This window comes from Paraburkholderia sp. RL17-337-BIB-A, assembly GCF_046025895.1.
GTDB classification, from domain to species: Bacteria; Pseudomonadota; Gammaproteobacteria; order Burkholderiales; family Burkholderiaceae; genus Paraburkholderia; species Paraburkholderia fungorum_C.
Genome location: NZ_JARESY010000002.1, coordinates 3,391,483 through 3,407,314, shown reverse-complemented (window position 1 = coordinate 3,407,314; position 15,832 = coordinate 3,391,483). Strand labels below are relative to the sequence as shown.

Annotated in this window: 12 protein-coding genes; 8 read left to right on the top strand and 4 right to left on the bottom strand. The window is 60.1% G+C overall.

What is annotated here, in order from left to right; all coding sequences use genetic code 11:
- Positions 1-253 precede the first annotated feature (253 nt).
- From P0D84_RS35845 to P0D84_RS35835, 3 genes are all read left to right on the top strand, one after another.
- Positions 254-1,441 carry an MFS transporter gene (locus P0D84_RS35845; protein ID WP_408344947.1) on the top strand — a complete coding sequence of 396 codons (1,188 nt, stop codon included), beginning with the start codon at positions 254-256 and terminating at the stop codon, positions 1,439-1,441.
- Between the two features lie 146 nt (positions 1,442-1,587).
- Positions 1,588-2,751, top strand: coding sequence for a mandelate racemase/muconate lactonizing enzyme family protein (locus tag P0D84_RS35840; protein WP_408344944.1), 1,164 nt, complete (start codon positions 1,588-1,590; stop codon positions 2,749-2,751).
- A gap of 255 nt (positions 2,752-3,006) precedes the next feature.
- Positions 3,007-4,563 carry a methyl-accepting chemotaxis protein gene (locus P0D84_RS35835; protein ID WP_408344941.1) on the top strand — a complete coding sequence of 519 codons (1,557 nt, stop codon included), beginning with the start codon at positions 3,007-3,009 and terminating at the stop codon, positions 4,561-4,563.
- Positions 4,564-4,726: 163 nt separating this feature from the next.
- Here the strand turns inward: P0D84_RS35835 and P0D84_RS35830 are convergent, their stop codons facing one another.
- From P0D84_RS35830 to P0D84_RS35820, 3 genes are all read right to left on the bottom strand, one after another.
- Positions 4,727-5,020 carry a DUF4148 domain-containing protein gene (locus P0D84_RS35830; RefSeq protein WP_408344938.1) on the bottom strand — a complete coding sequence of 98 codons (294 nt, stop codon included), beginning with the start codon at positions 5,018-5,020 and terminating at the stop codon, positions 4,727-4,729.
- A 173-nt stretch (positions 5,021-5,193) separates the two neighbouring features.
- Positions 5,194-6,279 carry an aldose epimerase family protein gene (locus P0D84_RS35825; RefSeq protein WP_408344935.1) on the bottom strand — a complete coding sequence of 362 codons (1,086 nt, stop codon included), beginning with the start codon at positions 6,277-6,279 and terminating at the stop codon, positions 5,194-5,196.
- Positions 6,280-6,312: 33 nt separating this feature from the next.
- Positions 6,313-7,530, bottom strand: coding sequence for a XylR family transcriptional regulator (locus P0D84_RS35820; protein ID WP_408344932.1), 1,218 nt, complete (start codon positions 7,528-7,530; stop codon positions 6,313-6,315).
- 312 nt (positions 7,531-7,842) lie between these two features.
- Between P0D84_RS35820 and xylA the strand changes: the two genes are divergently transcribed.
- From xylA to P0D84_RS35800, 4 genes are all read left to right on the top strand, one after another.
- A complete protein-coding gene (gene xylA / locus P0D84_RS35815) occupies positions 7,843-9,165 on the top strand; it encodes a xylose isomerase (protein WP_408344929.1) in 1,323 nt (440 codons plus the stop codon).
- Between the two features lie 171 nt (positions 9,166-9,336).
- Complete coding sequence (gene xylF / locus P0D84_RS35810) at positions 9,337-10,365, top strand: D-xylose ABC transporter substrate-binding protein (protein WP_408344926.1); 1,029 nt, start codon at positions 9,337-9,339, stop codon at positions 10,363-10,365.
- A gap of 88 nt (positions 10,366-10,453) precedes the next feature.
- The gene (gene xylG, locus P0D84_RS35805) at positions 10,454-12,022 is read left to right on the top strand and encodes a D-xylose ABC transporter ATP-binding protein (protein WP_408344923.1); all 1,569 of its coding nucleotides are present in this window, start codon (positions 10,454-10,456) and stop codon (positions 12,020-12,022) included.
- Complete coding sequence (locus P0D84_RS35800) at positions 12,019-13,218, top strand: sugar ABC transporter permease (protein WP_408344920.1); 1,200 nt, start codon at positions 12,019-12,021, stop codon at positions 13,216-13,218. The genes xylG and P0D84_RS35800 overlap by 4 nt, the downstream gene beginning before the upstream one ends.
- A gap of 74 nt (positions 13,219-13,292) precedes the next feature.
- Here the strand turns inward: P0D84_RS35800 and P0D84_RS35795 are convergent, their stop codons facing one another.
- Entirely contained in the window at positions 13,293-14,714 is a 1,422-nt protein-coding gene (locus tag P0D84_RS35795) for an aldehyde dehydrogenase family protein (RefSeq protein WP_408344917.1), read from the bottom strand.
- Between the two features lie 102 nt (positions 14,715-14,816).
- Here P0D84_RS35795 and P0D84_RS35790 point away from each other — a divergent pair, with 102 nt between their 5' ends.
- Complete coding sequence (locus P0D84_RS35790; RefSeq protein WP_408344914.1) at positions 14,817-15,704, top strand: LysR family transcriptional regulator; 888 nt, start codon at positions 14,817-14,819, stop codon at positions 15,702-15,704.
- Positions 15,705-15,832: the final 128 nt, after the last annotated feature.

Genomic DNA, 15,832 nt, shown 5'->3' with positions numbered 1-15,832 from the left:
CTTAGTTTACATCACCTATCTTTGGGAAACGTTTCCGGAAACGTTTCCCAAAGATGTGATGCTTGGAAAGTCCAATCCCGCGAGGGGCCAGAGGGTGATGGCTGCGAGAGAAGACCAGTTGCGGTCCTTGTCAAAGGGATGATCGTCGATGCGCAGGCGCGCGTGGCTCATCCAATAAATAGAACAGAGGTGACCTTTGCAGAGTGCAGTCCATCAAACATCCGAAGTCAGGCGCGCCATCCGAAACGCAATATTGAGCGCAATAGTCGGTACCGCCATGGAGTGGTACGACTATTACCTCTACGCGACCGCCGCGGCGACGCTGTTCAACAAACTTTTCTTTCCCTCCTACGATCACCTCACAGGCACGTTGCTGGCCTATGCGAGCTTTGCGATCGGCTTTTTCGTCCGGCCCGCGGGCAGCTTGCTTTTCGGGCGGATGGGGGATCGCCTTGGACGCAAAAAGGTGCTGATAATCACGCTGGTGCTCATGGGCGGCTCGACCACGCTAATGGGATTGTTGCCCACCTACGCCATGATCGGCGCGTGGGCGCCGCTGTTGCTGTGCGTGCTGCGGGCGCTGCAGGGGCTGGGCTCTGGTGCCGAATATGCGGGCGCCGTGCTCATGGTGATAGAAAATGCGCCGCCCAAACGCCGCGGGCTGTATGGCTCGATGCCGTATATCGGCGTTGCGCTCGGGCTGCTCATGTCGCTTGCGACGTTTCACCTTTCCTCGAGTCTTTCCAAGGGCGCATTCGAAGAGTGGGGCTGGCGTATTCCATTCCTGTTGAGCGCCGTGGTGGTGGCCTTAGGTCTCGTACTGCGCAGCTCGCTCAAAGAGACGCCGGTGTTCCTGCAGATGCAGAAGAAGAACGCGACCGTCAAAGCGCCCGTCAAGGAAGTCTTCAGAACGTCGATGAGGCCCATGCTGTGCGCCTGGGGCGCGCGTCTGGGCGACAACTCGCTCGCCTACATTTACGAGTCGTTCGTGATTGTCTACTTCACGCAGCAACTGCACATGGCGCGCGACGTGATCGTGACAGCGCTCATGGTCAGTACGGCGCTGCAGTTCGTTACCGTACCGTTGTTTGGCTGGGTGTCGGACAAGGTCGGCCGCAAAGCTGTTTACATGGGCGGCGCACTGATCTCGGGCCTATCCATTTTCCCGTTCTTCAGCATGCTCCAAACCGGCGAACTGGTCTGGATCTACGCGGGATTGTTCCTCGTCTCGTCCATCGCGAAGACAATGATGACCTCGGCTCAAAGTCCGTGGCTCGCCGAAATGTTCCCGTCGCGAGTGCGTTACACCGGCTTTTCGCTCGCACGCGAAGTGACCTCGCCAATCTCGGGCGGCATCGCGCCGATGATCGCAGTCGCACTCCTCGCGGCCGGGCATGGGTCGCCCCGGTACGTAGCCTGGTATGTAGTCGCCTCGGCGTGATCACTGCGTTCTCGGTCTTCATGGGACCCGAGACGCGCGGCCGGTCTCTCGATGACGATCCTGCCAGCGCTGAAACTGTATTGCCTCACGCAGAAAGCATTCAGGCCTCGCATTAGAACCATTTGTTTTATCAGTCAGGAGTATCAATGAAAATCACCAAGGTGGAACCGCTGCACGTCGGTCAGTTCATGTTCGTCCGTGTGGACACAGATGAAGGCATCACAGGATATGGCGAGGCCGGCGCTTGGGGACATATTGAAGCATCCGGTGCGGCAATCCGGCGTTTCGGCGAATACCTTGTCGGTAAAAACGCGTTTGAGATCGAGCATCACTGGAACGTGATGCATCGCTTCAGCTACTTCCAGGGGCTTGCAATCAACGCGGCCATTTCGGCCATCGACATCGCCTTATGGGACATCAAGGGCCGCGCGCTGAACGCGCCGATCTACGAGTTGCTGGGTGGACCGGTCCGTACAAAAGCGCGTATCTACGGGCATATCTACGAGAGCAACATCGAAAAGATGCTCGTGGAGTGCAAGGCGAAAATGGAAGCGGGCTTCACTGCATTCGGTCACCTGAACCCGTTCCTCGACGAAGGCAACGATCACGTCTATTTCAAGACGCATATCAAGAAGATGCGCGACGCCATCGATAACGTGCACCGCATGCGCGAAGTGGTAGGCGATCGTGTGGATCTTCTGATCGAGTTGCATCGGCGCTTGACGCCGGCCGAGGCGATCGTGTTTGCACGCGGTATTGAAGACACGCATCCGATGTTCATCGAAGATCCCATTCGCCCCGAAGGCCCGGACGCAATGGCGCGCGTGGCTGAGAAGATCCACATTCCAATCGCAACGGGCGAGCGCTTCTCGACTATTTACGAATTTCAGGCATTGATGGCTCGCGGTGGCATGGAATACGCGCGCGTGGACCTGTGTCTGTGCGGCGGCATTACCGGCGCACGCAAGGTGGCCGCGATGGCTGAGGCGCATCATGTCCAGGTGGTGCCGCATAATCCGTTGTCGCCAATTGGCCTTGCCGCCTGCCTGCAACTGGATGCAGCCATTCCGAACTTTGCAATACAGGAATACGCGACCGGGTTCGAAGCGGGCATCTTCGAATCGCGTCCAGAGCATTTGGGAACGAACATTGTCGACAAGGTGCCGTTGCCCAAGGATGGTTTCGTCGATATTCCGACGGGACCGGGTCTCGGCATGGCGCTGTTGCCCGACGCTCAGCGCATCCGGCCGCCGTTGTCCAAGCCTATCTCCATGCGGCCGCATTTCGACGGGTTCGTTGTCGATCAATAAGGAGTGGTCCATTCGCGGCGGGGCGTGTTTATTGACGAACAACGCCCCGCCGCGAGATCCAGGCACGCAGCCAATGCAACAACAAGAATGCGACACGTTCGATGTCGCTGCAGGCGTTTGTCCGTTAGATTCACATGCCGATGCAGCACCCCAATTCTTTTGAATCAAGGCAGTGACGAGCAAGAATAGTTATTAAGTTTTCCCATAAGACGGCCGTTAATACACGAACGGGAAAACTCACTGGGGGAAAAGAAGATGGGGCGGCTGGGAGTAGCTGGAAAACTATGGACCGCATTAATTATCATGTGGGTCGGGCTGTTCGTGCTGGGGGGTTGGGCAGCGCTGCAAAGCCGGCGGTCGATGCTGGAAGAGCGACAGGTCGGTGTAAGAAACGTCGTTCAAAGCGCACTCAGTGTTGTGCAGACTTACGGAGCGAAAGTCACCGATCACTCCATGTCACTTGAACAGGCGCAAAGCGCAGCACTGGCGGAACTAGCATCGATCAGATATGGAAAGGACGGCTATCTGTTCGTGTTTGATTCCCGCCCGGTCGTTCTGGCAATTGGTAATGCATCGGTCAAGTCGCTCATTGGCCAGAACGTTGGCGAGCGCGCTGATCCTACCGGCAAGAAGTATTACCTCGAGTTAGCCAAAGTCGCGGCCGATGGCGGCGGTTACGTGGACTATTTCGGCGTGGCGCCCGATACGGGCGCGCGGGTTCCAAAAGTAAGCTATGCAGGTGTTTATCAGCCGTGGGGCTGGTACGTTGGATCAGGGGTGTTTTTATCGGATATCGACGCTGCGTTCAGGGCAGATCTGATCGGTTATCTGGTGCTACTCGCGTGTATTGGCGGGGTTGTTTCCACGGTGATGCTCGTGATCATTCGCAACATCAAGCGTAGTCTTGGCGGCGAACCGGCTTATGCAGCAGGAATTGTCGAGCAAATCGCCGCGGGCGACTTGTCGGTTCACGTGGACGGTTCGCTTATTCACGACGGTAGTCTGCTGGCGGGTATGAATCGAATGCAGCGGAGCCTCGCAACGGCAGTGGGATTGGTGCGGCAGAGCGCGAACGCAATCGATGTCGCTTCGCGTGAGCTGGCAACCGGCAATAACAATCTGTCGGCGCGTACCGAGGAACAAGCCGCCTCGCTGGAGCAAACCGCGTCCAGCATGGAACAACTGACTGCCACGGTGAAACAGAATGCGGAGCACGCGCATGAGGCGAGCTTGCTGGCACAGAATGCCTCCGAACTCACGGATCGCAGTAGCGCCTTTGTGGCTGACCTTGTCGCGAGCATGCATACAATCGGCGAGCAATCGAAACATGTCGGCGACATTGTCGGCACAATCGAAAGCATCGCGTTCCAGACCAACATTCTGGCGTTGAATGCAGCGGTGGAGGCGGCCCGCGCGGGTGAGCAAGGGCGCGGTTTCGCGGTTGTGGCAAGTGAAGTACGTATGCTCGCGCAGCGTTGCGCCGCCGCTGCCAAAGAGACGCGCGCAATCATCGACGCGTCCGCGGGCACGGCTTTGAGCGGCTCGAGCACGGCAGACCGTGCGGGACAGTCCATGGCTGAAGTCGTTAGCGCAATCCGGCGTGTGACAGCGGTGATCACCGAAATATCGGCCGCATCGAGCGAACAGAGCGCGGGCATTGAACAGGTGCGCCGGGCGATCGATCAGATGGACGAGGTCACGCAGCAAAACGCAGCACTGGTGGAGCAGGCGACCGCAGCGACCAATTCATTGGCGGATCAGACGGGACAGCTGCAGACCGCGGTATCGGTGTTCAAGGTCGTCAACGCCTGACGCGAGTCCCGATCGGGGTTCGACTAAACAGCGGCGGTGTTGCGGCGGCACTGAGCCGTCATGGTCATGCACAGTGGAATACGTTCATGCGAGCGCGTGCCTGAACCAGCACGGTTCGCATCGAACGACGCCACGATAGGCAACAGCAGATAGCGGTTGCGTGTTACTGACTGTCCATTGACATGGGCCGAACCGGAGTGCCGGTTTGCGACGACCCGTTTGCCGGGGAACCGTAGCCGGTAGTGTCATGCTCAGCGGCTACACGTGCTTCAGCGGCCTGAATGTCCGCGGGGTAGGTCGCATCAGTTGCAATTGCGGGGTTGTAGCCGGCCTGCTCAATCTGAACCAGCTGCGCCTTGACCTCCGCGCGGGTCAACGGTTGCTCGGACTGTGCGAACGCAGCCACCGGGGCTGCGAGAACAACAACTAGCGCGACTGCTTTGATCAGCGATTTCATGATGCTTTCCTTCGAGAATTGTTTTGTTCGGCGCCGCGACATGTGCTCGGTGCCGGTACCGCAATTCTAGGAAGCGGGGGATCCAGGGCAAACCCCTAAACCCGTAATTCAGTCTTGCGACAAATGATAAGTCGGCGTTATGTAATGCCATCCGTAAGATATGAAGAATTACTTCAGACTCCAGAACGTATCCCAACCCGATACGCCGTTCGCTGCTGGTATGCGTTGCCGGGCCGCACGATGACCTGTTCCTGCTCAGCCATATTGACTTGATTTGGAAAGCCACCCGCTTCGAGGCAGAGTCCGGCGTGCTGCTGGTATGCAATGCCGCCGCGTCCCGTATCGCCATTCAGGAAATTGCCGGTATAGAACTGTAAGCCGGGCTGATCGGTCGAGACGGTCAATTCACGCCCGCTGCCGGGGTCGTACGCACATGCCACCTGGCGCATCTGCGTGGCGCCACCGGTCATCGCGGCATCAGGCACGTCACGCAGCATATAGCAGTGATCGAAGCCGCCGGCCCTCGCAAGCTGCGCGTGCGGCCAATCGAGCCGCGCGCCGATCGGTGCGCTTTGCCGGAAGTCGAACGCGTTGCCCGCCACTTCGGCAAGCTCGCAAGGAATCATCGACGCATCCACTTCGAAGAACCGGTCGGCGTCGATCGACAACACGTGTCCGCGGATATCCGCGCCGCGGCGCCCCGTGAGGTTGAAGTACGGATGACTCGTCAAATTGAGCGGTGTCGCTGCGTCCGTGATGGCTTCATAGGCGATCGTCAAGGTACCGTCGTCGTCGAGCGTATAGCGTACTTGCACCGTGACGTTGCCCGGAAACCCGGCGTCACCTTCGGGCGATTCCAGACGCATGACTAGCGCGCCATTGTCTTCGCTGGCGTCCCACATTGTGCGATTAAAACCCTGCGTGCCGCCATGCAGCAGATTCGTGCCTTCGTTGCGATCGAGTGTGTACTCGATGCCGTCGAGGGTGAAGCGCGCATCGGCAATGCGGTTCGCCCACCGGCCGATCAGTCCGCCCATGTAGGTTGTGGCCGCAACATATTCGGCGGCCGTGTCGTGGCCGAGCAGAATGTCGCCGAGACGTCCCGCGCGGTCCGGCGCATGCCAGGAGACCAGCGTCGCGCCCAGGTCGCTAACGGCGACTTTCATGCCGTGCGCATTGCGCAGCGTGAAGAGCCGCACAGGATCGCCGCCGGGCAGTGTGCCCCAGGGCTCAGAAGAAAGCGGTGCAATGCTGATCATGTCGTCGGTCGATAAAATAGATGAAAGGCATGCTCAGCCGGGCGTTGCCGTGGAATTCGCGCGTTCCTGGTACTCGCGCGGCGTACAACCGAGTTCGCGGCGAAATACCGCGTACATGTATTGCAGCGACGTGAAGCCACAACGGATCGCCACCTCGGCGCTCGACGCATCGCGTTTCGCAAGCAGCGCCTTCGCGACGTCGAGTTTGTGTCGCAGGATTTCCTGATGCACGGTGCACTGCCGTTCGCGCCGGAAATACTCTTCGAGCGACGAACGCGACACACCCACGTAATCGGCAACCTGTTCGGTGCGAATACCCTGGCAAGCGTACTGGCGGATGAAGTGCCGCGCGCGCATCACATACGGACTCGCTAGCGGCTGGTGTCGGGTCGATTCGAGCACGTTGATGCCAACCGGCGGCACGAGAATGCGCCGCCCCGGAAAACGCGCGCCATGCAGCATTTGATGCAGCAAGTGAGCGGCGGTGCGGCCCATTTCTTCGGTGCCTTGAATCACGGAGGAAAGCGGAATGCGGGTGAGCGTGCGCGTGAGCGGATCGTTGTCGATGCCGATGATTGCTACTTCCTCGGGTACAGGAATACCCGCGATCAGACAGGCCTGCAGTAGATGCCGCGCGCGGGCGTCGGTAACGGCGATGATGCCGACCGGCTTGGGCAATTGGCTCAACCACGCGGTGAGCTGCTCGGTTGCCTGATTCCACGACGGCGCGCTGGTCGACAGTCCGCGATAGATCTCGGTGCCGATCTGCTCGGCGCTGTGGCCGTCCGCGCTACGCAGATGAGCGAATGCCAACTCACGTTGCTGCGCCCAGCGATTTTCCTGCGCTTGCGGCAGGCTATACAACGCGAAGTGCTCGAGCCCCGCGCCGATCAGATGGGTGTAGGCAAGCGAAACGAGCTTGCTGTTATCGGTCGCGATATAGGGCAAGTCCGGAGGATAGTGCGCCGGATCTTCAAACGACGAACCGACCGCCACCACCGGCAGCGCGCAATCACGCAGCGCTTCGCCCACAGCGGGATCGTCGAAATCCGCAATGATGCCGTCGCCGTCGAAACGCTCGATACCCATCAACCGGCAGCGGAAATCTTCTTCGAGGAAGAGATCCCACGCCACGCGCGTCGACAGCAGGTAATTGCCGATGCCGGTGATGATCTCGCGGTCATACACCTTGTTCGCGTTGAACAGCAGCGCGATCCGATGGGTCGTCTGTGGTGTTTGCGGACGGGTCATGGCAGTGGGCGGCGTGCGGATCGTCAGGACTCGCGGCGCCTTCGTCTCCTGTAGGGTGCGCGCGGAAGGCGGCACCGTTTTTTAAGCGTCTGGTTATTCTAGGCCCCGAAGTTCGCGCCGGTGTGAAACAAACGCATGGGCAGTAAGAAACGTTAAGCACGCTGCGCAATTTCGCAATTGCCGATGCCTCCAGCAAGCGGCAGCATGGCGTCACCTTGTCGACGGCCCGGCGATGTCGCACGGGTTGCAGTGCAGCATAGGACCTGGGTAAGCACTAAAGCGCTAACTCAGGTCGACACACAGGAGACGCTGATGTCCTACTTCGAACACATTCCAGAGATCCGCTATGAAGGCCCGCAATCGGATAACCCGCTTGCGTATCGCCATTACGACAAGAGCAAACGCGTGCTCGGCAAGACACTCGAAGAACACCTGCGTATCGCCGTGTGCTACTGGCATACGTTCGTCTGGCCGGGCGTGGATATCTTCGGGCAAGGGACGTTTCGGCGTCCGTGGCAACAAGCCGGCGGCGCCATGGAGCGGGCGCAACAAAAGGCCGACTCGGCATTCGAGTTCTTCTCGAAGCTTGGTACCCCGTACTACACGTTTCACGATACCGATGTCGCACCGGAAGGCAGTAGCCTGAAGGACTATAGCGAGAACTTCACGCGTATCGCCGACTATCTGGCGCGCAAGCAGCAGGATACCGGCATCAAACTATTGTGGGGCACGGCCAATCTGTTCTCGCATCCGCGTTACGCCGCGGGCGCGGCGACCAGTCCCGATCCGGAAATTTTCGCGTTTGCCGCCACGCAGGTTCGTCACGCGCTCGACGCAACACAACGGCTCGGCGGCGAAAACTATGTGTTGTGGGGCGGCCGGGAAGGCTACGACACGCTGCTCAATACCGACCTCGTGCGCGAACGGGATCAGCTTGCCCGGTTCCTGCACATGGTAGTCGAGCACAAGCACAAGATCGGTTTCAACGGCGCCTTGCTGATCGAACCGAAGCCGCAGGAGCCGACCAAGCATCAATACGACTACGACGTGGCGACCGTACACGGTTTCCTGTTGCAATACGGGCTGGAGAAAGAGATTCGCGTGAACATCGAGGCCAATCACGCGACCCTTGCCGGCCACTCGTTTCATCACGAGATCGCGACCGCCTACGCGCTGGGCATTTTCGGCAGCGTCGACGCGAATCGTGGCGATCAGCAAAACGGCTGGGATACGGACCAGTTTCCAAACAGCGTCGAAGAATTGACGCTGGCCTTCTACGAAATTCTCAAACACGGCGGCTTCACGACCGGCGGGATGAATTTCGACGCCAAGGTGCGGCGGCAGAGCGTCGATGCGGAAGATCTGTTTTTCGGCCACATCGGGGCAATCGATAATCTGGCACTCGCCGTCGAGCGCGCCGCGACGCTGATCGAAAACGACAGGCTCGAGCAGTTCAAACGTCAGCGTTACGCGGGCTGGGAGTCGGAATTCGGCCGCAAGATCCTGGCGGGCGACTATTCGCTCTCCACGCTGGCCACGGATGCATTGACCCGTGGTTTGAATCCGCAGCATGCGAGCGGGCGGCAGGAGCAGTTGGAAAACGTTGTGAATCAGGCGATTTACAGCAAGCGCTAAAAGGCCGTGACGAAGTAACCCCCAAACAGGGCACGCAGTAAAACATAAAAATCGCGCGGCCACGTCGACCGCGCGAAACAAGAAGCGTTGGGTTGTCGCTTGTCCGGTTCTGTGGCTCGCAGCACAGACCGTCCAATCCGGTATTCCGGCTATCAGAACGAGGAGTGAGACATGAAATTCGCAACGCGTCGTACTGTACTGAGTTCGCTCGTGTGTGGAGCGATGCTCGCCAGCCTGTCGCTTGTCGCGCCGCTGGCGCATGCGAGCAAGGACCACCCCGAAATTGGTTTCTGTATCGACGATCTGCGTGTCGAGCGCTGGTCGCGCGATCGTGACTATTTCGTTGCCGCAGCAGAAAAGCTTGGAGCCAAAGTATCGGTTCAATCCGCCGATGCGAGCGAAGAGCGACAGATTTCGCAAATCGAAAACCTGATCTCGCGCGGCGTGGACGTGATCGTGATCGTGCCGTTCAATTCGAAGACGCTCGGCAATGTGGTCGCCGAAGCCAAAAAAGCGGGCATCAAGGTCGTTTCGTATGACCGCCTGATTCTCGATGCCGATGTAGACGCCTACATCTCGTTCGACAACGAGAAGGTCGGCGAACTGCAGGCCCAAGGCGTCTACAACGCGCAACCGAAGGGCAATTACTTCCTGCTCGGCGGCGCACCGACCGACAACAACGCGAAGATGCTGCGCGAAGGTCAGCTCAAAGTGTTGAAGCCCGCAATGGATAAGGGCGACATCAAGGTGGTCGGTCAGCAATGGGTGCCGGAGTGGAGCGCGTCGACGGCGCTGCGCATCACTGAAGACGCGCTCACGGCGAACAACAACAAGATCGATGCAATCGTTGCCTCGAACGACGGCACCGCGGGCGGTGCGATCCAGGCGCTCGCTGCGCAACACATGGCGGGCAAGGTGCCGGTGTCGGGCCAGGACGCGGATCTGGCCGCAGTGAAACGTGTGATCGCCGGCACGCAGACGATGACCGTGTACAAGCCGCTGAAACTGATCGCCGGCGAAGCGGCAAAGCTCTCCGTCGCACTTGCGAAGGGCGAGAAGCCGGCCTTTAATGCCCAGTACGACAACGGCAAGAAAAAGGTCGACACAGTGCTACTGCAACCTACATTACTTACTAAGAGCAATGTCGACGTGGTCGTCCAGGACGGCTTCTACACCCAGGCCCAGCTCGCGAGCCAATGAGCGTAACGTGTGTGCGGTAAAAGCTGGTGTGCCTGATACGCGTCAGGCACACCGGCGTCACCGCGCGCCTTGCAGCGAGGCATAGCGAATGACCCAACCATTACTGACGATGCGCGGCATCGTCAAGACGTTTTCCGGCGTGAAGGCGCTGGACGGCATCGACCTGACGGTGGCCCCAGGCGAGTGCGTGGGCTTGTGCGGAGAAAACGGCGCAGGCAAATCGACGCTGATGAAAGTGCTGTCCGGCGTCTATCCCCACGGTACCTGGGATGGCGAAATCATCTGGGAAGGTGAACCGCTGAAGGCCGCGAGCATCAGGGACACGGAACGCGCGGGCATCATCATCATCCACCAGGAGTTGATGCTGGTGCCCGAGCTCTCGGTTGCGGAGAATATCTTTCTCGGCAATGAAATCACGCTGCCCGGCGGCAGAATGAATTACGCCGCGATGTATCAGCGCGCCGATGAACTGCTGCGCGAACTCGGCATAAGCGGCATCAACTCCGCGCAGCCGGTGATGAATTACGGCGGCGGTCACCAGCAATTGATCGAGATCGCGAAGGCGCTGAACAAGCGCGCGAAACTGTTGATCCTCGATGAACCGTCGTCGTCGTTGACCGCTATGGAGATCCATATTCTGCTGGATATCGTGCGCGATCTGAAGCGACGCGGTGTCGCCTGCGTGTATATCTCGCACAAGCTCGACGAAGTAGCGGCCGTGTGCGACACGATCAGCGTGATTCGCGACGGCCGCCATGTCGCAACCGAGCCGATGCGTGCCCTGACCACGGACCGCATCATTTCCTTGATGGTGGGCCGCGAGATCAAGAACCTGTTTCCGCGCGAACCTCATCCCATCGGCGACGTGATCTTCGAAGCGCGCCACGTGACCTGTTTCGATTTCAACAATTCACGCCGCAAGCGGGTGAACGACGTGTCGTTTGCGCTGCGGCGCGGCGAGATTCTCGGCGTTGCGGGTTTGGTGGGCGCAGGACGCACGGAGCTGATGCAGGCGATCTTCGGCGCGTATCCCGGTGTGAGCGAAGCGGCGGTGGTGATGGAAGGCAAGCCATTGAAGATCCGCGCGCCCGTGGATGCGATTCGCGCCGGTATCGGTATGGTGCCGGAAGATCGCAAGCGCCATGGCATCGTGCCGGGTCTGAGCGTCGGTCACAACATCACGCTTGCTGTGTTGCAACGCTTCGCGAAGGGTGGCCGGATCGATTCGGCCGCCGAACTCGACACGATTCACACGGAGATGAAGCGGCTTTCAGTGCGCGCGGCGCATCCAATGTTGTCGATCGCGAGCTTGTCGGGCGGCAATCAGCAGAAGGCTGTGCTCACGCGCATGCTGTTGACCGACCCAAAAGTGCTGATCCTCGACGAACCGACTCGCGGTGTCGACGTCGGTGCGAAATACGAAATCTACAAACTGATTTTTCAACTGGCCCAGCGCGGTATGTCGATCGTGATGGTGTCGTCCGAATTGCCCGAAGTACTCGGCATTAGCGATCGCGTGCTGGTGATCGGCGAAGGCGAATTGCGTGGCGATTTCGTCAACGACGGTCTCACGCAAGAGGACATTCTCAGCGCCGCGATCCGTCCTGTGCAGCGATCCCTGAACCCGAGCGCACCAACCGAAGCGAGTGCCGCATGACTCCCGACGTCACTTCCCAATCCGCAGAAGGCGCCGCGCCGCGAGGCGCATTCGGTGGCACGCAGCGCATTCAGCAACTGTTCGCGCGCTACAAGATTCTCGCGTTGCTGATCGCCGTGGCCGCGATCTGGATTTTCTTTTCTTTTCTGACGCACGGTGCGTTTGTCACGCCGCGCAATCTGTCGAATCTGCTGCGGCAGATGTCGATTACCGGCATGCTCGCGTGCGGCATGGTGTTCGTGATCATCGCAGGCGAGATCGATCTGTCGGTCGGATCGTTGCTTGGTTTGCTCGGCGGCGTGGCGGCGATTCTCGATGTGAACCGGCATTGGCCGATCGGCGTCACCGTGCCGGTGGTGATGCTGCTCGGCGTACTTGTCGGCATGTTCAACGGATGGTGGTCGACGTATCGGCGAGTACCTTCGTTCATTGTCGGCCTGGGCGGCATGCTCGCGTATCGCGGCATTCTGCTCGGCGTCACGGGCGGTTCGACGATTGCGCCGGTTTCCGACGGCTTTGTGTTCGTCGGCCAAGGGTATTTGCCGCGCCTCGCGGGCGACTCGCTCGCTGTCGTGCTATTTGTGGTGCTGGCGTTTCTGACGCTGCGCCAACGGCGCAACCGCGAGCGTTATAAGTTGCGCGTGGTGCCGGTATGGCAGGACGTCATGAAGGTTATCGGTGCCGGCGTGATTCTGGCCGCGTTTGTCGCCACGCTCGATCGTTATGGCGGGATTCCCGTACCGGTTCTGCTGCTGCTCGCGCTGCTGGGTATTTTCACGTGGATCGCCACACAGACCGTTTTCGGGCGGCGCATCTATGCGGTAGGTTCCAATCTGGAAGCAACGCGGCTCTCCGGCGTGAATACCAATCGCGTGAAGCTCGCCATCTTCGCATTGATGGGACTGATGTGCGCGTTCGCCGGGATCGTCAATACGGCGCGGCTCGCGGCCGGTTCGCCGTCGGCGGGATCGATGGGCGAACTCGATGCGATCGCTGCGTGCTTTATCGGCGGGACCTCGATGCGTGGCGGTTCCGGAACGGTCTACGGTGCGTTGATCGGCGCACTGGTGATGGCGAGCCTGGACAACGGCATGTCGATGCTCGACGTCGACGCTTACTGGCAGATGATCGTGAAGGGCAGCATTCTGGTGCTGGCTGTGTGGATCGATGTCGTGTCGGGGTCGAACCGGCGGTGAGATATCTGGCGATGCGTCGTGCAAATGCCGACGCACCGCCTGCGGAGCAACCCAGCGCTTTCAAAGACCCGTTGTCAGTTCACACCGAGAAGCGACTTCGGCTCCATGAAGGCCTCCAGCCCGAACGTACCGTATTCCCTGCCGATGCCCGATTGCTTGAAGCCGCCGAACGGTGCAGCCGGTTCGTGTGCCAACGTATTGACCAGCACGCGCCCCGCGTCGATGCGAGTGGCCACTGCGCGAGCTCGCGCCGCATCGGCTGAGAGTACGTAAGCTTGCAGCCCGTAGCTTGTGTCATTGGCGATCGCGATCGCCTCCTCGGTATCGCGATACGCAATGATCGACAGCACCGGCCCAAAAATCTCCTCGCGGGCAATCGTCATGTCGTTGTTGACGCCACTAAACACGGTGGGCCGCACGAACCAGCCGCGCTCCAGTCCTTCGGGACGGCCTTCGCCACCGGCAATCAGGCGCGCACCTTCGTCGATGCCAGTGCGGATATAGCGCTGCACGCGTTCCCACTGTTTGCGGCTGACCATCGGGCCGATCTGCGTAACTGGATCGCGCGGATCACCGGCTTGCGTGCGAGCGACTTCGCCCCGCACCCGCTCTTCAAATTCCGCGAGGCGGCTTTGCGGGACCAGAATGCGCGTGCCGGCAATACATGCCTGGCCGCTGTTCATAAAACCGGCCTGGAGCGCCAGGGGCACCGCTTCAGCGAAATCGGCGTCGTCGAGGATAAGCACCGGCGATTTGCCGCCCAACTCCAACGTGACACGCTTCAATGTCTCGGCGCCGGTGCGCAGAATCGTCTTGCCGACAGCCGTCGATCCGGTGAAGGAAATCTTCGCCACATCGGGATGCGCGCTGATTTCCGCGCCGACGGTTTCGCCGCGGCCCGTGACAATGTTGAATGCGCCAGCCGGCAAACCGGCTTCGTGCAATGCCTCGGTAACGATCCGCGTCTGGATCGCGCTCATCTCGCTCGGTTTGATCACGGCCGTGCAGCCGGCCGCCACGGCCGCCGCCAGTTTTCCGCAAATGAAGCCGCCATTGCTATTCCACGGCGTGATCAGTCCGGCGACGCCAAGCGGTTGCATGACGACGTCGGCCGTGCCGGCGCGCCGCGTGAAATCGTAGGTTCGCAGCACCGTGACGACGTTCGCAATCACGTCGGCCGGATACTTCGCCATCCAGCGCGCACGTGAAACCGGTGCGCCATATTCGTCGACGATCGCTTCGAAGAGCTCGTCCTCTCTTGCGTGAACCGCGTCGTGCATGCGTTCGAGCAGCGTGATGCGCTCCTCTTTGCTCGTGCGCGAAAACTGCGGGAAGGCGCGTTTGGCGGCGGCAATGGCGCGGCGCGCGTCTTCTGCGTCGGCGAGACGCACCTTGCCGATGACCGTCTCCTTAGCCGGATTGAACAGCTCGAACCACTCCTCGCCGTGCGGCGTGACGAACCCGCCGTCGATATACACCTTGTCGATTTGCTGCATGAAAGCTCCTGGCCAGAAAGTCGTGTTGCATCAAAGATAGGCTCAAGGGATTAGGTTGACTAGCCATATAATCAAGGATGATTCATTGAACAGGATGGGATAATGAAAACGCCCGGTTTGAGCGAACTGGAAGGCGTGCTGGCGGTGGCGCGCCATCGCAGCTTTCGCGCGGCGGCGACGGAACTGGGCGTGTCGACGTCGGCGCTCAGCCATGCGGTCGCGGCCTTGGAGGCGCGCATCGGGGTGCGGCTGTTCAATCGCACGACGCGCAGCGTGTCGTTATCCGAAGCGGGCGCGCAATTCGTCGACAGCGTGGCGCCCGCGCTATCGACGATACGCGTGGCCATCGAGCAGGCCGGCAGCTATCGCGACACACCTGCGGGTACGCTGCGCATCAACACCTCGACAGGCGCGGCGCGGCAGGTCATGCCCTTATTGCTGGACTACCTGCGCCGCTATCCGGAGATGAAGCTTGATCTCGTCACGGAGGGGCGCATGATCGACATCGTGGTGGAAGGCTTTGACGCCGGCATTCGTCTCGCTGAGTCCGTGCCGCAGGACATGATCGCGGTCCCGTTCAACGAACCGCAGCGCTTTGCAGTAGTTGGGAGTCCAGCTTATTTCGCCGATCATCCCAAGCCGCGCACGCCCGACGATCTGCGCGCGCACCGTTGTATCCGGCTGCGCATGCCGAGCGGGCGCATTTATCACTGGGAATTCGAGCGGCGTGGCGAGGCGAGCAGCGTGGATGTGCAGGGCACGCTGACGCTCGATGAACCTTTGCTGGTGATGCAGGCGGCCCGCGAGGGCTTCGGGTTGGCGTATATGACCGAATGGAACGTGGCTGCGGACCTGAAGGCGGGTACGCTGCAGCGCGTGCTGGAAGACTGGACGCCGCCGTTCGACGGGCTGTGTCTCTACTATCCGGGGCGGCGCCATGTGCCGGCGGGACTGCGGGCGTTGATTGAGATGATTCGGGAGAACGGATGATTTCAGGGTGCGTTTAGCACCGGAGTATGTCGTGACAGTGATGCGGCCTCGACGGACAAGGCCGCATTACAGCTTTATAGCTCGCTCCGATTGAGTCGCCGGTCAACGGAGGTGCGCGATAGCTGCTG